The following is an 18,044-nucleotide window of genomic DNA, read 5'->3' as shown; positions in this document are numbered from 1 at the left end:
GCGCACAGACATCGGGCGGCCGGTCGGCGGCCCCGTCAATACCTGATGCAGGCCGACCGGAGATCGGTGTAGAAGTTCCAGACGTCGGGCGAGCACTCCGGCGCGCCGAGCTGGGAGGCCTTGGCGCCCATGTGCGGAAGGTGGGAGTACGCGCCCACGCCAGGGCGGTTCACATGTAGCATGCCTGCCTGGAAGTCCTGCAGCGCCTGGAACATCAGCGCCGGGTCCTGGGTGAAGATCGTGCCGGACATGCCGTACTTCACCGAGTTGCTGATCCGCATCGCGTCGTCGTACCCGTCGCAGGTGATGACCGACAGGACCGGCCCGAAGACCTCCTCCTGCGCGAGCTCGGAGTCCCAGGCCACGTCGTCGAGCAGCGTGGGCCTGACGAAGTAGCCCGGGGTCCCGAGCTCGGCGGCGTCCCCACCGGCGATGACCTTCGCCCCATCGGCGACGGCGTTCTCGATCGCGCCGAGGCAGGCCTGGTACCGCTCGTCGTTGACGACCGGGCCGATGTCGGCGTCCGGCTGGTCTCCCGGGCCGATCTCCATCGCGCGTACGCGCGGGGCCAGCCGGTCCAGGAGTTCGCCGTGGACGGAGCGGTCGACGATCACCCGGCTGGTCGCTGAGCACCGTTGACCAGACTGGCCGTACGCGCCGTGGATGATCGCGTCGCAGGCCGCGTCGAGGTCGGCGTCGGCCAGCACTATGAGCGCGTTCTTGCCGCCGAGTTCGAGCTGGGTGCGCAGCAGGCGCCCCGCGCCGGCCCGGTTGATGGCCTGGCCGACGGGCAGTGATCCGGTGAAGGAGATGCCGGCCACCCGTCCGTCGTCGACAAGGGCCTCACCGGCCTCGCGGTCGCCTTGCACCAGGTTGAGTACGCCGGCCGGCACGCCCGCGTCGTGGAACGCCTGAACGAGCAGCGCGGCCGTGAGCGGCGTCAGCGGGGACGGTTTGAGGACCGCCGTACAGCCCGACAGCAGGGCCGGAGCGACCTTCCAGATGGGGATGGTGAGCGGGAAGTTCCACGGGGTGATGAGACCGACGACGCCGAGCGGGCGCCGGAAGGTCATCACGATGGTGCGGGGCTCCTCGGCGGCGGTCGTCTCGCCGTTCATCCGGCGGGCCTCACCCGCGTGGAACTCGAGAATCGCCAGCCCGCGCATCACTTCCCCGCGCGCCTCGCCCAGTCGTTTGCCCTGCTCGCGGGTGATCGCCGCGGCGAAGTCCTCGATCCGCTCCTCGATCAGCCGGCTCGCCTTGGTGAGGATCGTGGCCCGCGCGATCGGTCCGATCGCGGCCCAGGCCGGCTGGGCGGCCTCGGCGGCGTCGACCGCCGCGGTGACATCGGCCGCGACGGACTCGGCGAACTCGCCGATCACGTCCGTGGTGTCGGCGGGGTTCAGGTTCGGCCGGGTCTGCCCACCGCTGCCGGGCGTCCACGTTCCGTCGATGTGGTTGAGCAGGTGGTCCGCCCGGACCTTGAAGTCGAGGCTCACGAGGAGATCTCCTTGAGGGGGTGGCGATCAGGGGAACTGGACAGCGATCCGCGGGGCGCTGCTGGTGCCTGCGGTCGTGACGGCTTGGACGATGTCGGCCAGCGCGTACGGCGCGGGGATCAAGTCGGCGAACAACGCTTGTGCGGGCGTGCGCCCGAGGAAAGCGACGGCCTCGACGAGGTCGTCGACCCGGTAGTTGTGGCAGCCGACGACGGTCGTGAGGTTCTTGACGAAACCGCTCGGTTCGAAGCTGATCTCGGGGGCGGGGGACACCGAGCCGACCAGAGCGATCCGCCCGCCGAGATCCACCACGCCGAAGGCCGACTGCACGGCCCGGCTGTTGCCGGACAGTTCGAAGACGACGTCCGCGCCGTACTCGCTCGTGATGGCGGCGAGGTCCTGCGGCTCGACGACCGCGGTGGCGCCGAAGAGCGCCGCGAGCTCCCGGCGCGACGGGTCGACATCGGAGGCGATCACCGTGGAGCATCCACGGTCCCGGGCGTAGGCCACGGCGGTCAGCCCCAGCATGCCGCACCCGAGCACCACGACGACGTCGTCGGCGTCGAGTTCGGTACGACGAGCCGCGCAGGTGACCGTCGCCGTGGCACAGTTGGCGGGCGTGGCGACGGTCGCGGGCAACTGATCCGGCACCTTCACCACGCCGGTGCCGGCCACGAGGTGCACGTGAGTCCCGAAGCCGCCGTTGAGCTTCCAGTGGTCGTCGATCGCCTCATGGCCGTACTTACGCACCGACAGGCACTTCTGGGAGATGCCACGACGGCAGCGGCGACAGGTACCGCACGCCGTACCGATCGTCCACGTGATGCGGTCGCCCTGTCTGACGGGCTGTCCGTCGGCCGCGGTCACGTCGCCACCGGTGGCGACGACGTGGCCGATGGCCTCGTGACCGAGGACGGTCGGCAGCGGGGTCGGGCGGTCGCCGTTGATGGTGTGCAGGTCGCTGCCGCAGATCGTGGCCAGCTCAGTACGAACCAGGACCTCGCCCCGCCGCAGCGCGGGCAGCGGCAGCGTGTCCACGGTGAACCCCGCTTCGACACCGGACCACACCGCCGCCGTCGCGGTCGCGTTCACTGTCGATCCTGTCGTTGTCATCGTTTCGGGTCCTGTCGGGTTCTGGCCACGGTCAGCGGCGAATGGTGGAAGCCACGGCCGCACTGGCCGTACAGCAGATCGCCACGATCGGGAAGATCAGCCCGGCGTCGCCGCCGTTGTGATCCATGATGCGGCCGATGACGGGTTCGGCGGCGCCGGCGAACAGATAGGCGAAGAAGTTGACGACGCCCACCGCGGTGCCGGCCATCACCTTGCCGGCCAGGTCCGGACAGAGCGCCCAGAACGACGACTGCGGGCCGTAGACGAAGAAGCCGGTCAGGAACAGCAGGACGATGCCCAGGCCGACACCGGGGTGCAGGGCCCACATTCCGAGCGAGCTGAGCGCGCCCAGCACCATGAAGAGCATGATCGGGCGGTCGCGACGGGACCCGAAGATCCGGTCCGAGAGCTGGCCGTTGACGAGGGCACCTACCGCCATACCGACGGGCAGGGCGACCGTGATCCAGACCGCGTTGTCGGTCTTCTTCCAGTTGTCGCCGAGGAAGTACACCGGCACCCAGATCAGCAAGCCGTACCGAGCGGCGTTCTGGAAACCGATGGCGACGCCCGTCACCCAGATCCTGGGGATTCCCAGCACAGTTTTGTAGCGGTCCGTCGAGCTGGGAGCGGCGCCGCCCGCGTCGTACGCGACATCGTCGGCGTCATGGGTGAACGAGCGGGGCGGCGTGATCCCGGCGTTCCTCGGGGTGTCCCGCGCGACCAGGAAGAACGTGATTCCGCCCACGAGCATCAGCAGTACGGGCAGGCGGAACAGCCACTCCCAGTCCAGGTCGAACGTGCTGATCGTCAAGGTCGAGGTGACGTAGACGAGAACGGACGAGGAGCCGGCCGCCAGCGTGTAGAAGCCGAAGCTCTTGCCGCGCTCGTGGTGGCTCCACCAGTTGGAGATCACCCGTCCGCCGGCCGACCAGCCCATGGCCTGGACGAAGCCGTTGGCGCCGAGCGCGACGGCCATGCCCGCGGCCGAGTGCATGAAGCTCGCGATGATGCACAAGGTCGTCGACAGGACCGCCCCCAGGGCCATCAGGCGACGGCCGCCGAACTTGTCCGCGAGGTTGCCGTTGACCATCTGGCCGATCGCGTACGACCACAGGGCGATCCCGCTGATCGTCCCGACGGTGGCCTTGGTCCAGTCGAGGTCCTTCTGGATACCGGGGATCGCGAAGCCGAAGGCCTGTCTGCCGGTGTAGAAGAACAGGTAGCAGAACATTGCTGCCAGCAACATCCGCCAGGCGAGGCGGCGGAAGGATGCTTCGGAGACGGGCTCGGCCGGGATGTTGGCGGCGGTGGGGTCGAGTGTGCTGGACATCCTCGTCACGACCTCTCAGGGGGTAGGGACGAACAGGCGGGGATTCAGGACGCCGAGGTCGTGGCGAGGTCGGTCTCGGCCACCAGGGTCGTAGCGACCCAGAACGCGTCGTAGTTGTGGATGTACGCCGGTGGGCCCCAGGGCTCGTCGAGCTGTTCTGGCCGGGGCAGCACGCGGTTGATCAGGAACGGGATCTGCACTTCGCCGAGGGCGCCGTGGGATCGCAGCGGCGCGTCGAGGCCGCTGAGGTCGTGCCACGCGGCGTACCGCCCCACGGCCGTCCCCTTCTCGGCGAGTACGACGATGTCGCCGATCCGGTCCGCCGGCAGCGAGAAGTCCCGCGCGGCCTCGTCCCGGGTGTGGACGGCCTGTACGCCGTCGATGGAGCGGAGCGCCTCGACGGTCCGGCCGAGGTCCGCGCCGCCGGGCAGGTAGACACTGGCGAAGGAGCCGAGCGCACCGTGGTGCACGGTGTACGGATCCGTGATCGGCAGGATCACCCGCAGGTCGTCCGACCCCGGCGCGGTGCCGGTCGAGCCGAGGATCCGGCGTACCTCGTCCTCGACGAAGACGACGTTCGCCGTGCCGGTGTCGTCGGTCTTCGCGCTCATGCCGTGGTCGGCGGTGAGGACCACGACGGCGCCGAGCGCTTCGAGTTGTGCGGCGTGGCGGTCGATCTCGGCGTACAGGTCGTTGGCCGCCTCGGTGCCGGGCGCGTGCTTGTGCTGGATGTAGTCGGTGAGCGAGAGGTACATCAGGTCGGCGCCACGGGTCTTGAGGATCTCGACTCCCGCGGCCAGCGCGAAGACGGACAGGTCGGCGGAGTAGACGCTGGGTAGCGGCCTGCCGACGAGCGCGAGCACGTCGTCGATCCCGTTCTCCTCGAGGTTGGCTTCGTCGGCCTTCTCCGCGGAGAAGCAGATGCCGCGCCGCCTCGGCTCGACGAACTCACCGGATCCGTCGAGGCTGGGGCCTGCCTCCACCACCCCGGCACCGAGCAGACGTCGCAGCTTGTCCTTGGCGGTCACGACCACGACGTCCAGGCCTGCCTCGTTGGCGGCCGCGAACAGGGTCGGCGCGCGCAGGAACGACTTGTCGTTCATCAGTACCTCGGCGCCGGTGGAGGTGTCGTACAGGTAGTTGCCGCTGATGCCGTGGACCGCCGGCGGGCGCCCGGTCGCGATCGACACGTTGTTGGGGTTGGTCAGCGCGGGCATGGCGCAGTGGGCTTCCCACGAGGTCCCCCGCCCGCTGCCGAGGACCCCGGCGAGCCACGGCATCCGGCCTGCCTTGATGGCCTCGAGGTGGTACTCCGGCTCGCTGCCGTCGATGCAGATCACAACGACCGGCGCACCGTGCGTGGTGTAGGTCCGGTCGTTGACGCTGAAGGTGGCGGTCACGAAGGCTCCTGGGATCGGGGTCTCGGGTCGGTGTCACTGTCCATCTCCCCCGGTCACGCCGGGAACCCCCGATCGCGCTATGGACCGCATAGCCAGATCCGGCATACCGCCGAGCAGCCACTGCTGCCAGTGTTCGAAGTCGTGCAGACCCCCGACGACCTGCCGAACGGCACCAGCGCCACGAAGGTCCTGTTCGTGAACATGGACGGGATGCGCTGGGACAAGATGCACGAGGCCGGTACGCCGAACCTCGCCGCGGTCGGCGCAACCGGCCAGTTCGGGCCGGCGTACATCCAGGACAACGCGATCGCCGGGACGAACTCCGGCCCCGGCCACACGAGCATGTTCACCGGGGTGTGGCCGGACAAGCACAACATGCTCGACAACTCGTTCACCGGCTATCGCAAGAGTCAGTACCCGGACTTCATCACCCGCGCCGAAGGGCTGAAGCCGCAACTGTCGACGTTCACCACACTCGACTGGACGCCGTTGAGCACCTACCTCATCGACCACCCGGACGTGAAGCTCCAGCAGAACGGCGCCAACCAGCAGGTCACCGACCGGCAGAGCACCGACGCCGCGCTCGAAGTACTCGGCGAGCACAATCCGGATCTGATGATGGTGTACCTGCACGACGTCGACGCGACCGGCCACGCGCTCGGCTCGGACAGCGCCGACTACCTCGACGCGATCCGTCGGGTCGACGCCAAGTTCGGTGAACTCGTTGCCGCGGTCAAGAGTCGTCCGACGTACCAGGACGAACGCTGGCTGATCGTCGCGGCCACCGACCACGGCCAGACCGGCTTCGGTCACGGCGGCGACCAGCACACCTCACGCCAGGGCTGGATCCTCGCTGCCGGCGCGGGCATCCCGACCACCGCCGCCCTGCGGCGCGAGTGGCGACAGGTCGACATCATGCCGACGATCTACCGGCACCTCGGGCTTCCGGTCGACCCGGCGTGGGGACTCGACGGCGTACCGATCGGCACCCGGAGCGCCGATCCGTTCGACACCGTGCAGGCGACCTCGGGCGTCGTCGACGAAGCACCCAAGCCTGCGGGCGTCGGCGGCTGGACCACCGAACTGCCGAAGGCCTGGACCCGGGTCGACAAGACGCCCGAGGGCAGCGGCGTGACGGAGTACCGGGGATGGCGTCTGATGAGCGGCGAGTTCTGGGCGACCTCCGAGGAGGGTCAGGGCCGCGGCTCGTTCGTCCGCGGGCGTGACGTGATCGCCGTCGCCGATCCGGACGAGTGGAACGACAAGGGCGATCCGGCGGCCGGTGGCGCGCTGTTCGACAGCGCGCTCACCACTCCGTGGATGCCGCTGTACAAGGCTCGCGGCGTCCAGGTCGACTACCTGAGCCATTACAAGCAGGTCGCTGCCGGGCAGCCACAGGACGCCGAGGTCGTCGCGGAGTTCGACAACGGCGTGACCAAGGCCATCGCCAGGCGCCACGTGACTAGCCGGTGCGGGCGATCTGGGCCTGGACCGTGAACTCGAGGCCGTCGGCGGCGGCCAGGTAGACGTCCTGGTCGACGAGGTTTCCGTCGAGGCGGAGCAGACCGCGGGGGCTGTCGTAGAAGTGGCCGGTCGGAAGGGCGGCCGACACCGCGATCGAGCCGCTGATCTCGCCGAGGCGGGCCAGGAAGCGGATCGCCTCGTAGCAGGACTCGCCGACCGCGTTCAGCGCCGGCGCGAACGCTCCGAAGCGGGCGTAGTACCGCTGGGCGAACTCGCTGCTCTCCGCGGTGGACAGACGGTCGAAGTACGCCGCGGCCGCGTACACGCCGTGGTTCGCGCCGGCGCCCGCGCCGAGCAGCGTGTTCTCCTCGATCGCGGGGCTGAGGCGGAGGAGCTTCTCGCTCAGACCGCCGTCCGCGAACTGCCGGTTGAAGTGCACCGCGTCCTGGCCCATCAGCAGCATGATCACGCCGTCGGCGTCTGTTACCCGGAGCCCGTCGACGACGTCCCGGAAGTCCGTCGTACCGAGTGGCACGTACGCCGACCGTACGACCTCGGATCCCGTTCCCTGCAGGGCCTCCCGGGTCACCGACCCGGTCACCCGCGGGTACACGTAGTCGTTGCCGATGACAACCCAGCGCCGGGCGCCATGCTGCTCGCGTAACCAGTGCGCGGCCGGCAGCAGCTGGTTGACCGGACGCTCGCCGAGCATGAACACACCCGGCGTGTCGTCGCCGCCCTCGTGCATCGCTGCGAACGCGTACACGACCCGCCCACCGATCCGCCGGGTCAGCGCCACCCGTACGGCCGAGATGTGCCAGCCGGCGACCGCCTCGACGCGACCCGAGTCGACCAGCCGCCCGACCTCCTCGGCGACGACCTCGGGCCGCCGACCGGCGTCGACGGTGACAAGCTCGACCCGGCGCCCGGCGATGCCGTTGCGGGCGTTGAGCTGCTCGGCCGCGAGCTGTCCGCAGGCGAGACACGACGGCCCGTAGAGACCGGTCGGCCCCTGCATCGGGACCACGAAGGCGATCGGCAGTACGTCGGAACGCCGCATCCGTCACCTCCTCACGCCGTACACCCAGCCGCTCGCCCGCTCGCCCGCTCGTCCGCCGGACGAGACCTCAGTCTGGCCGAACCGGAGGCGGAACGCCGAGCGAAGAGCTATATTTCCCAAGACCTGAACCGAGGAGGGGGTGCCGATGGCGTCGAGCCTTCTCCTGGCGCTCAAGCGGGCCGAACGCGAGATCGAGCTCGGGCTGCAGCCGCTGCTCGACGAGTTCGGCCTGACGATCGAGCAGTGGCGGATCATGGCCGTGCTCCGCGACGAGCCCGGGCAGCCGATGTCGGTGCTCGCGGAGTCCGCGGTACTCCCGGCCGCCAGCCTCACCCGGCACGTCGACAAGCTGGTCGAGCGCGGCCTGGTCCTGCGACGCATCCACCCGGACGACAAGCGGCGGATCGTCACCGCCCTGTCCCCCGTCGGCGGCACGGTCGCCGACCGCCTCGCCGACGTCCAGCGCAGCCTCGAGGCCGACGTCACGAAGTACTTCCAGATGGAAATACACGAACGTAGCAGCTCGGCAACACACAGGTAACACGGCGTTCCTAGGTTCCTTCCATTCGGGTGCATCCCCCGCCGGCAGCGTCGCCGGCCCGCCGGAGCACCGCTCGCCCGAAGGTGCCGCAGGAGTTCGCCCATGACTGTTGAACCCTCGCTCGACCACCACACCCCCGCCCCACCGACGCCGACCACCGCGACCCGGGAGACGCTCGAGGACTACACCCTCCGGTTCGCCCCGCGCAGTTACCGGAAGTGGTCGACCGGCGTCGTCGCCGTGTCGGCGCTCGGCGGGATCGCCTACCTGGCCGACTTCGCGATCGGCGCGAACATCGGGATCTCGTACGGGACCACGAACGCGTTGTGGGGTATCGCGATCTTCGCGGTGGTGATCTTCGTGACCGGCCTGCCGCTGGCGTACTACGCGGCGCGGTACAACATCGACCTCGACCTGATCACCCGCGGCAGCGGGTTCGGGTACTACGGCTCGGTCGTCACCAACGTGATCTTCGCGTCGTTCACGTTCATCTTCTTCGCGCTCGAAGGCTCGATCATGGCTCAGGGCCTGCAACTCGGGCTGCACGTGCCGCTGTGGCTCGGGTACGCCGTGTCGACGCTGGTGATCTTCCCGCTGGTGATCTACGGAATGAAGGTGCTGTCCACGCTGCAGGTGTGGACGACGCCGCTGTGGCTGATCCTGATGGTGCTGCCGTTCGGCTACCTGCTCGTCTCGCACCCGTCGTCGGTCTCGACGTTCTTCGCGTACGGCCCCGATGCGGACTTCGGCTCGATGCTGCTCGCGGCCGGTGTGTGTCTGTCGTTGATCGCGCAGATCGCGGAGCAGATCGACTACCTGCGGTTCATGCCGCCGAAGACCCCGGAGAACTCGCGCCGGTGGTGGACCGCGATGCTGCTGGCCGGACCGGGCTGGGTCATCTTCGGCGCTCTGAAACAGGCGGTCGGACTGTTCCTCGCGGTCTACCTCATCGCGAACGTCGCGGACTCGTCGGCGATCGCGAACCAGCCGGTGCACCAGTTCCTGGAGATCTACCGCGGGTTCCTGCCCGGGTGGCTGGCGATGACACTGGCCGTCGTCCTGGTCGTGATCAGCCAGGTGAAGATCAACGTGACGAACGCCTACTCCGGTTCCTTGGCCTGGACGAACTCGTACACGCGGCTCACCCGGCACTATCCCGGGCGGCTGGTGTTCCTCGGGTTCAACCTGGTGATCGCCCTGGTGCTGATGGAGGCGAACATGTTCGACTTCCTCAACACGATCCTCGGGTTCTACGCGAACTGCGGCATGGCGTGGATCGTGGTCGTTGCCTCCGACATCGTGTTCAACAAGTACCTGCTGAAGCTGTCGCCTCGTGAGCCCGAGTTCCGGCGCGGGATGCTGTACGCGGTGAACCCGGTCGGCTTCGTGTCGATGGCCGCGGCCGCCGGGGTGTCGATCCTGGTGTTCTTCGGCGGGCTCGGGGAGACGATCAAGCCGTACTCGCCCCTCGTCGCGATCGGTCTGGCCGTCGTCCTGCCTCCGATCCTCGCCGTGATCACGCGCGGGAAGTACTACCTGCGGCGGGTCGACGACGGGCTGGACCTTCCGATGTACGACGAGCACGGGAACCCGTCCGGTGAGGTGCTGACGTGTCACGTGTGCCGGCAGGAGTACGAGCGACCGGACATGACCGCCTGCGCCACGCACGACGCCGCCGTGTGCTCGCTCTGCCTCAGCACGGACAAGGTCTCCGACCACGTCCTTCCCGCACAACCCGCACCCCAGGTGCAGTCGTGAACTTCACTCCCGCCGATGTCGAGAAGCTGCTGCTCTCCGTGGCCGGCATGGTCGCTCGCGACCGGCTGGCCCGGGGAGTCCGGCTCAACCACCCGGAAGCCGTCGCCCTGCTCAGCACCTGGGTCATCGAACGCGCCCGCGACGGCGCCCGCGTCGCCGACCTGATGGAAACCGGCCGCACGGTCCTGACCCGCGACCAGGTCCTCCCCGGCGTCGCCGAGCTCCTCCACGACGTCCAGGTGGAAGCCACCTTCCCCGACGGCCGCAAACTCGTCACTATCCACAACCCCATCATTTGAAGGAGTCACATGACTGGTCCAGGAGCAGTACGTGTGATGCCAGGAACCATCAAGCTGAATGCAGATCGTTCCGAAGAAGAGCGTTTGCGACTGGTGATCGTGAACACCGGTGACCGGCCGATCCAGCTCGGCTCGCATCTGCATCTGCCGGATGCGAACTCGGCGCTCGCCTTCGACCGGGAGGCGGCTCGGGGATTCCGGCTGGACATCCCGTCGGGTACGTCGCAACGGTTCGAGCCGGGGGCCTCGCGTGAGGTGGCGCTGGTCGCGTTGCGCGGTGACCGCCGGGTGCCGGGGATCCAGGTGAAGCACGATGGTTGAGATCTCGCGGGCCGCGTACGCCGCGTTGTACGGGCCGACCGTCGGGGACCAGGTGCGGCTCGCCGACACCGACCTGTGGGTCGAGGTCGAGCAGGACCTGACCGTCGGCGGCGAGGAGGTGGTGTTCGGCGGCGGCAAGTCGATCCGCGAGTCGATGGCGCAGGGTACGACGACCCGCGCGGACGGCGCACCGGACACGGTCGTCACGAACGTCCTCGTCGTCGACTGGTGGGGGATCGTCCGCGCCGACGTCGGGATCCGCGACGGCCGGATCGTCGCGCTCGGCCGGGCCGGGAACCCGGACATCGCGGACGGCGTCCACCCGGACCTCCGGATCGGCCCGTCGACCGACGTGATCGCCGGCGAAGGACGTATCCTCACCGCCGGCGCGATGGACTCGCACGTCCACCTGCTCTCCCCCTCGCAGCTCCACGAGGCGCTGGCGACCGGGATCACCACGATCGTCGGCGGCGGCACCGGCCCGAGTGAGGGATCGAAGGCCACCACGGTCACCCCCGGCGCCTGGCACCTCGAGCAGATGCATCGCGCGCTGGACGCCGTACCGCTCAACGTGCTGCTGCTCGGCAAGGGCAACACGGTCAGCGCCGAAGCGCTGGCCGAGCAGGCGCTCGCAGGCGCCGCCGGGTACAAAGTGCACGAGGACTGGGGCTCGACACCGGCCGCGATCGACGCCGCGCTGCGGGCGGCGGACGACTGGGGCCTCCAGGTCGCGCTGCACGCCGACAGCCTGAACGAGGCGGGGTACGTCGAGTCCACGCTCGGCGCGATCGCCGGCCGGTCGATCCACGCGTTCCACGTCGAGGGCGCGGGCGGTGGGCACGCGCCGGACATCCTCTCCATCGCGTCGTACCCGCACGTCATCCCCGGCTCGACGAACCCCACGCTGCCGCACACCGTCAACACCGTCGCCGAACACCTCGACATGCTGATGGTCTGCCACCACCTGAACCCCGACGTACCCGAGGACCTCGCGTTCGCCGAGTCCCGGATCCGCGCCACGACGATCGCGGCCGAGGACATCCTGCACGACCTCGGCGCACTGTCGATCACCTCGTCCGACGCCCAGGCGATGGGGCGGATCGGCGAGGTGATCACCCGTACCTGGCAGGTCGCCCACGTGATGAAGCACCGCCGCGGCACACTCGGCGACAGCCTCCCCGCCGACAACGAACGGGTCCGCCGGTACGTCGCGAAGTACACCATCAACCCGGCGATTGCCCACGGCATCGATCACGAACTCGGCTCGGTCGAACCGGGCAAGCTCGCGGACCTGGTGCTCTGGGATCCCCGGTACTTCGGGGTGCGGCCGAGCCTGGTGATCAAGGGCGGCGCGATCGCCTGGGCCTCGCTCGGCGACCCGAACGCGTCGATCCCGACGCCGCAGCCCGTGCTGATGCGGCCCGCGTTCGGCGACGCGATCGGGGCGGACCTGTCGTACACGTTCGTCTCCCCCGCGGCGCTCGACGACGGGCTCGCCGGCCGGCTCGGACTGCGCCGGACGTTGCTCGGCGTACGCGCGACCAGGGAGATCGGCAAGGCGCAGCTGAAGAACAACGACGCCCTGCCGGCGATCGACATCGATCCGGAGACGTTCGCGATCCGGATCGACGGCGACCTGGTCGAGCCCGCGCCGGCCGAGGTCCTGCCGCTCGCCCAGCTCTACGCGATGTTCTGATGAGTACGCCGGAACTGGTCGCGCTGATGCTCGCCGACGGGCGGTTGCCGACCGGCGGGCATACCCAGTCCGCCGGCCTCGAACCCGCCGTCCGCGCGGGCCTCGGTGCCGACGGCAACAAACTCGACGACGTCGCCGCGTACGCCCGCGACCGCCTCCGCACCGTCACCCGGACCGAAGCCGCCGTCGCCGTCGTCACCCGCCACCTCGTCCTCCAATCCACCACCCCCGACCCGACCCCGCCGAGTCGGGGCGTGATGCTCGCGGAGCAGGCTTGGGCGGCTCGGACGCCGAGCAACGTCCTGCGGGCGGTGTCGCGGCGGCAGGGCCGGTTGTTCCTGCGGCTCGCCGGGCGGGTCTGGCCGGACGTACTGCGGCATCTGCCGCCCGACGCGGAGATCGCCCGCCCGGTGGTTCTCGGTGTGGTCGGCGCCGTCACCGGCCTGTCCGCGGAACAGCTCGCCCGGATCGTCGCGTACGACGACGCGCAGACGGTCGTGTCCGCGTCACTCAAACTGCTCCCCGTCGACCCTGCCGACGCCGCGACCTGGCTGGCCCGGCTGCACGACGACATCGAGCGGCTCGTCACCGACGTCGCGCCGCTGACCGAGACCGAGAAGTTGCCCGCGGGCGGCGCACCGCTGCTCGACGTGTTCGCCCATCAGCACGCAACCGAGAGAATGAGGCTGTTCCATGCCTGAGACCCGCTCCTTCCGCCTCGGCGTCGCCGGACCGGTCGGCACCGGCAAGAGCTCGCTGATCGCGACCGTCTGCCGTGAACTCTCCGCCGAACTGCAACTCGGCGTCATCACCAACGACATCTACACCGACGAGGACGCGCGACTGCTACGGTCGGCCGGCGTACTCGATCCCGAGCGCATCCGCGCGGTCGAGACCGGCGCCTGCCCGCACACCGCGATCCGCGACGACGTCACGCCCAACCTGATCGCGGTCGAAGACCTCGAACGCGACTTCGCTCCGCTCGACGTCGTCCTCGTCGAGTCCGGCGGCGACAACCTCACCGCGACGTTCTCCCCCGCGCTCGTCGACGCCCAGATCTTCGTGCTCGACGTGGCCGGCGGCGGCGACGTCGCGCGGAAGGGCGGACCGGGGATCGCCCGGGCGGACCTGCTGGTCGTCAACAAGACCGACCTGGCGCCGTACGTCGGGGTCGACGTCGACCGCATGGTGCAGGACGCCGAAGCGGCCCGCAACGGGAAGCCCGTCCTCGCGCTCTCCCGGACCGACACTGCCTCCATCGCGCGGTTGAAGGAGTGGGTGCGCTCGATGACGTACGCCGTACGCGATGGGAGCCACACGCCCGTCGACCCCGGACCGATGGCTCCGCACTCGCACCGAGGCGAGAACGGCGAGCTCGTCACCCACACCCATGCCCACACGCATTGACGTCGTAGCGGACCCGGTCCGCGATCGATGCCTGCTGACGACGGACCACCTGTCACCGCGGCCGCTACCCGGTCGCGCCGGAGTGGTCCGCGTCGCGTTGGTGGCGGCGGGTGCCCTGCTGCTCGCGGGTGACGAAGTACGCATCGAGGTTTCCGTCAAAGGCCCTGTGCGGCTGGAGATCGTGGAGACCGCCGGCACCGTCGCGTACGGAATGAACGGCGGCTCCGCGCGCTGGGACGTCGACCTCCGCCTCACCGACGGCGCAAGCCTCCACTGGTACGCCGAACCGTTCATCGTCTCCGCCGACGCCGACGTCACCCGCTGCACCACCGCGTACCTCGAGCCAGGATGCACAGCCGAACTGCGGGAGTCACTGATCCTCGGCCGCCACAACGAGGTCGGCGGCAGCCTTCGAACCAGCACCCGGGCCTGGATCGACGACCAACAGGTGCTCGCCGAAGACCTCGACCTCTCTGCGGCCGCCCGCACCAGCTGGGCCGTCCTCGGCGAAGCCCGGTGTCTCGACTCGATCACCACCTTGGGCTTCCGCCTCCCCCACGACCCGCACACCCTCCAACTCGAGGCTGCAGGTTCGATCACCCGCCGGCTCGTCGACGAGCACCACGAAAGCGACCTGTCCCCCGGCATTCAGAGCGGCGCGACGCAAAACAGTCTGCCGTAGCCGTCGACCTGGATGTTGGTCCCGGTCGCGGCCAGGATCGACCAGAGCAACACCTGGTTCGCTTCGAGAACCAAGTGCCCGGTGCGGCGTTCGAGCTCCTCGATCGCGCCCGCCGCACGAAAGCCGTTGCCGGCGATGAACACCGCCTCGGTCGAGGCGTCGACATGATCGCTGACGTAGTCGATCACTTGCTCCGGCCGCACCTGGTCCGGGTGCTTGGGCAGCGGCGTCGCGGTCAGGGTGACGACGTCATGATCGCGGAAGTACCTGGCGCCGAGGTCTCCCATGGCTGCGTCGAACCACGGTGGATGGACCAGGGTGACGCGCCGTACGCCGAAAGTCTTCAACGCCTGCGTGGCGGCGAGCCCGCTTGTCACAACCGGTACGCCGGCCAGGTGGCGGAGGCGTTTGACGAGGTTGAGTTCACCCGCCTGCCCGATCGCGTACCCCGACGTGGTCGAGGCGTAGGCGATCACGTCGACCCGCGCCTCGCGCAGCGATGCGACGGCCGGCCGCAGTGCCGATGGCGTGGCGAGCGTTCGAAGATCCGCAGCCTCACTCGGAAGGATCACGGAGGTGTCAGCTCGTACACGCTCGACCACCATGTCGAGAGTGGCTGACGCCATTGCGGGAAGCTCGACTTCGGGCCCCGCTGCGGCATGCGGCGTCAGCACTCCAACCGTCAGCGACGACGTAGCCCGGTTGCCGGGTGCTGCGGCCGTGACGATTCCTGATGTCGCTCCCACGAGTCACCGTGCAACCGGGAACACCAGGTGGGTCACCCGATCGCCCTGGACGCAGGTCGTCGGGTTGCCGAGCAGGATGTCTTCTGAGGAGAGTTGGCCGAAGAAGGGCCGGTTGCCCTCGCCCATCACCACCGGCACCAGGTCGACGGCCACTTCGTCGAGCAAGCCCAGTTCCAGGCATTGCCGGGCGATGGTCCCCCCGGTGACGGCGACGACCCGGTCACCGGCGAGCTCCTGGGCCCGTGCGATCGCGGCCTCCACCCCGTCGGTCACGAAGGAGAACGGCGCGTCGGGGTGGGCTTCGACCCAGTCCGTGGGGATCCGGTGTGTCACCACCACAACGGGGACGTCCAGGCCGTGCCGACCTTGCCAGCCCTCGGTGACATCGAACAGCGTTCGGCCACAGACCAGCGCGCCCACCGACGACACCCACCTCCGCCAGTGCTCCGAGCTCGGCGGAGTGAGGTGGACGGTGAGATCGCCGGCGGGGGTCGGGATCGCGACCTCGCCGTTCTGCAGCCAGTCGAACAACCGGCCGATGGTGTTGTCCTGTTTGGCGACGTATCCGTCGAGCGACATGATCGCCTGCGCCTGCACTGTTCCCATGCAGACACACTCCTCAACTGTGCTGCGGACATCAAGGTCGGTTTGGGACATCCATCGTGTAGCGTGGCTTCACGATGGCCGACATCGAGCTGCGAGAACTCCGCCTGTTCCTCGTGCTGGCCGAGGAACTGCACTTCGGCCGCACCGCGGAACGGCTCGGGCTCACGACGTCGCGGGCCAGCCAGACACTGCAAGCCCTGGAACGCAAGCTCGGCGGACGACGCTTGTTCGACCGCACGAGCCGCGCGGTCACGCTGACGGCGGCCGGACAGGCCCTCCACGACGAGCTGGCACCCGTCGTGACCGGCTTGGACAACACGCTCACACGCGCCCGGGCACGGGCGGCCGGTCCGGGCGTGATCCGCCTGGGCGTCCTCAACGCCGCATCCGGGACTCACGTGCTGAACCAGGCAGTCGCGCTCTTCGAAGAGACACACGAAGGCGCCGCCGTACGCATCGTCGCGACCCCGCTGACCGACCGGCTCGGGCCGCTGCGCCGACGCGAGGTGGACCTGACGGTGACTCGCCTGCCTCTCGACCAACCCGACATCGTGGTCGGCCCGCTGCTCTCACAGAACGATCACCGTGTGGTGATGGTGGCCATCGACCATCCACTCGCCGGTCGTCGCGACATCTCCGTGGAGGACTTCGCGGACTATCCGGTGCGGAAGCCGGCCGACGTACCCGAACTGGCAGAAGCCAACTGTCCGAGCCGCACCCCCACCGGCCGTCCGATCGTGCCCGCCGACGTCGAAGTCAGCGAGATCTCTGAGCTACTCCTGCTGATCGCCCAGGGACGGCTGATTCATCCGACCGTGGCCCCGTTCGCGGAGCACTTCCGCCACCCGGGCATCGCGATCGTTCCGGTCCGGGACCTCCCACCCTCGTCGACCGCGCTGGCATGGCTGAGGGGATACGACAACCCCGCCCGCGACACCTTCGTGGCCACCGTCGAACAAGTAGTCGCGACACAGCCCGCGCAGCACACCTGAGCCGGCCCGGCCGACGGTTCACTGTGAACCTCTTCACCCGCCGCGGATGTCACGTCGGCCGGTGGCTTTCGTGTCCAGGGGTGCGACGAATCTCCCAGGACAAAGGACGATCATGGTGTCAGGTACCTCTCAGATCGAAACCGAGCGGCCCGCCCGTCGGCGGCGGTGGTTGCGTTGGGTGTCGGGGATCGTCGCGGTGCTCCTGGCTGTGTTGTTGTTCGGGGCCTACGGCTGGCAGCCGGCCGAAGACGGGCGGGCTTACCGTTCGCCGTACCTTGCGAGCGTCGGCTCCCGGTACGTCGACACGCCGGTCGCCCGCTTCCACTACATCACGAGCGGATCCGGCTCACCGGTGGTGCTGCTGTCGCCCGGCGGCACCTCGGTGATCGGCTGGAGGGACCAGTTCGCCGCGCTCTCCCGCGACCACACCGTCTACGTGGTCGACCTCCCCGGCCAGGGCTACACCCAACTCAAGGACCGCGACTTCCGGTACGACCTGAACGCCATGACCACCGCCGTCGGCCTGTTCCTGGACGCCGTCGGAGTACGGCGCACCGCACTGGCGGGCAACTCCTGGAGCGGCGGGTGGGCCTTGGCCTTCGCGCAACGCCACCCCGATCGCGTCACCCGGCTCGCCCTCCTCGACGCGACCGGCCTCGACCTGCCCGGCACGCTGCTGTGGGAGTCCCTGAAGATCCCCGCTGTCGGCGAGCTGGCGACCAAACTGTCCACCGGCAAGTCCACCGTGCGCAACCTGGCCGAAGGCATGATGGTCAACAAGGACCGCCTCACCGACCAGCTCCTCGACGAGTGGTGGGCGCCGATGACGTTCCACGACAACATCCGCGCCACCTACCTGCTGGAACGCCGCCTGAACTGGGCCGAGACCGAACGCGGCCTTCCCACCACCACAACCCCGACGCTGGTCCTGTGGGGACGGCAGGACACGGTCCAACCCGTCGACCGCGCCCACCGCTTCGCCGACCTGCTCCCCCATGACCAGACCCGGATCCTCGACGGCTGCGGCCACGTCCCCCAACTCGACTGCCCCGAAGCCGTCACCCAGCACCTTCGCACCTTCTTCGCGGGGTAAGCCGTTCGGGTGGGCGACCGCGGGCCCAGCTGCCCGC

General features: G+C 69.2%; 18 protein-coding genes. 11 read left to right on the top strand and 7 right to left on the bottom strand.

Annotated features, from left to right (window positions below; genetic code table 11):
* Positions 1 to 35 precede the first annotated feature (35 nt).
* From BJY22_RS20960 to phnA, 4 genes are read right to left on the bottom strand one after another with little or no spacing between them, the layout of a single operon-like run.
* Entirely contained in the window at positions 36 to 1,499 is a 1,464-nt protein-coding gene (locus tag BJY22_RS20960) for an aldehyde dehydrogenase family protein (RefSeq protein WP_167209290.1), read from the bottom strand.
* A 27-nt stretch (positions 1,500 to 1,526) separates the two neighbouring features.
* Entirely contained in the window at positions 1,527 to 2,612 is a 1,086-nt protein-coding gene (locus BJY22_RS20955) for a zinc-binding dehydrogenase (protein WP_167209288.1), read from the bottom strand.
* 31 nt (positions 2,613 to 2,643) lie between these two features.
* Entirely contained in the window at positions 2,644 to 3,942 is a 1,299-nt protein-coding gene (locus tag BJY22_RS20950) for an MFS transporter (RefSeq protein WP_167209286.1), read from the bottom strand.
* Positions 3,943 to 3,986: 44 nt separating this feature from the next.
* Positions 3,987 to 5,342, bottom strand: a complete 1,356-nt coding sequence (phnA, locus tag BJY22_RS20945) for a phosphonoacetate hydrolase (protein WP_167209285.1) — start codon at positions 5,340 to 5,342, stop codon at positions 3,987 to 3,989.
* A gap of 129 nt (positions 5,343 to 5,471) precedes the next feature.
* Here phnA and BJY22_RS20940 point away from each other — a divergent pair, with 129 nt between their 5' ends.
* Positions 5,472 to 6,839, top strand: coding sequence for an alkaline phosphatase family protein (locus tag BJY22_RS20940; RefSeq protein WP_167209283.1), 1,368 nt, complete (start codon positions 5,472 to 5,474; stop codon positions 6,837 to 6,839).
* Here BJY22_RS20940 and BJY22_RS20935 read toward each other — a convergent pair.
* Positions 6,805 to 7,866: a substrate-binding domain-containing protein gene (locus BJY22_RS20935; RefSeq protein ID WP_167209281.1), complete on the bottom strand. Its 1,062-nt coding sequence runs from the start codon at positions 7,864 to 7,866 to the stop codon at positions 6,805 to 6,807. The two genes, BJY22_RS20940 and BJY22_RS20935, sit on opposite strands and share 35 nt — an antisense overlap.
* Before the next feature lie 145 nt (positions 7,867 to 8,011).
* On the opposite strand from BJY22_RS20935, the gene BJY22_RS20930 reads away from it, so the two are divergent.
* The 8 genes from BJY22_RS20930 (at position 8,012) to BJY22_RS20895 (ending at position 14,570) form a co-directional block, all read left to right on the top strand.
* Entirely contained in the window at positions 8,012 to 8,407 is a 396-nt protein-coding gene (locus BJY22_RS20930) for a MarR family winged helix-turn-helix transcriptional regulator (protein ID WP_167209279.1), read from the top strand.
* A 102-nt stretch (positions 8,408 to 8,509) separates the two neighbouring features.
* The gene (locus BJY22_RS20925) at positions 8,510 to 10,165 is read left to right on the top strand and encodes a purine-cytosine permease family protein (RefSeq protein WP_167209277.1); all 1,656 of its coding nucleotides are present in this window, start codon (positions 8,510 to 8,512) and stop codon (positions 10,163 to 10,165) included.
* A complete protein-coding gene (locus BJY22_RS20920) occupies positions 10,162 to 10,464 on the top strand; it encodes an urease subunit gamma (RefSeq protein WP_167209275.1) in 303 nt (100 codons plus the stop codon). Before BJY22_RS20925 ends, BJY22_RS20920 begins: the two co-directional genes overlap by 4 nt.
* A 9-nt stretch (positions 10,465 to 10,473) precedes the next feature.
* Positions 10,474 to 10,785, top strand: a complete 312-nt coding sequence (ureB, locus tag BJY22_RS20915; protein ID WP_167209273.1) for an urease subunit beta — start codon at positions 10,474 to 10,476, stop codon at positions 10,783 to 10,785.
* Positions 10,778 to 12,481, top strand: coding sequence for an urease subunit alpha (locus BJY22_RS20910; protein WP_167209271.1), 1,704 nt, complete (start codon positions 10,778 to 10,780; stop codon positions 12,479 to 12,481). Before ureB ends, BJY22_RS20910 begins: the two co-directional genes overlap by 8 nt.
* Positions 12,481 to 13,182 carry an urease accessory protein UreF gene (locus tag BJY22_RS20905; RefSeq protein WP_167209269.1) on the top strand — a complete coding sequence of 234 codons (702 nt, stop codon included), beginning with the start codon at positions 12,481 to 12,483 and terminating at the stop codon, positions 13,180 to 13,182. The genes BJY22_RS20910 and BJY22_RS20905 overlap by 1 nt, the downstream gene beginning before the upstream one ends.
* Positions 13,175 to 13,888, top strand: coding sequence for an urease accessory protein UreG (gene ureG, locus BJY22_RS20900; protein ID WP_167209268.1), 714 nt, complete (start codon positions 13,175 to 13,177; stop codon positions 13,886 to 13,888). The genes BJY22_RS20905 and ureG overlap by 8 nt, the downstream gene beginning before the upstream one ends.
* Positions 13,872 to 14,570 carry an urease accessory protein UreD gene (locus BJY22_RS20895; RefSeq protein WP_167209266.1) on the top strand — a complete coding sequence of 233 codons (699 nt, stop codon included), beginning with the start codon at positions 13,872 to 13,874 and terminating at the stop codon, positions 14,568 to 14,570. The genes ureG and BJY22_RS20895 overlap by 17 nt, the downstream gene beginning before the upstream one ends.
* On the opposite strand, the gene BJY22_RS20890 is transcribed toward BJY22_RS20895, so the two are convergent.
* Positions 14,537 to 15,196: a maleate cis-trans isomerase family protein gene (locus BJY22_RS20890; protein ID WP_167209264.1), complete on the bottom strand. Its 660-nt coding sequence runs from the start codon at positions 15,194 to 15,196 to the stop codon at positions 14,537 to 14,539. The two genes, BJY22_RS20895 and BJY22_RS20890, sit on opposite strands and share 34 nt — an antisense overlap.
* Before the next feature lie 123 nt (positions 15,197 to 15,319).
* The gene (locus BJY22_RS20885; protein WP_167209261.1) at positions 15,320 to 15,922 is read right to left on the bottom strand and encodes a dihydrofolate reductase family protein; all 603 of its coding nucleotides are present in this window, start codon (positions 15,920 to 15,922) and stop codon (positions 15,320 to 15,322) included.
* A 74-nt stretch (positions 15,923 to 15,996) separates the two neighbouring features.
* Between BJY22_RS20885 and BJY22_RS20880 the strand changes: the two genes are divergently transcribed.
* Together BJY22_RS20880 and BJY22_RS20875 are read left to right on the top strand one after the other, a co-directional pair.
* The gene (locus BJY22_RS20880) at positions 15,997 to 16,914 is read left to right on the top strand and encodes a LysR family transcriptional regulator (RefSeq protein WP_167209259.1); all 918 of its coding nucleotides are present in this window, start codon (positions 15,997 to 15,999) and stop codon (positions 16,912 to 16,914) included.
* 112 nt (positions 16,915 to 17,026) lie between these two features.
* Positions 17,027 to 18,007, top strand: coding sequence for an alpha/beta fold hydrolase (locus BJY22_RS20875; RefSeq protein WP_238350415.1), 981 nt, complete (start codon positions 17,027 to 17,029; stop codon positions 18,005 to 18,007).
* Positions 18,008 to 18,044 lie beyond the last annotated feature (37 nt).

The organism is Kribbella shirazensis (genome assembly GCF_011761605.1).
Lineage (GTDB): Bacteria > Actinomycetota > Actinomycetes > Propionibacteriales > Kribbellaceae > Kribbella > Kribbella shirazensis.
Note: the sequence above shows the minus strand (reverse complement) of the source record. Positions and strands in the feature narration are given on the sequence as shown.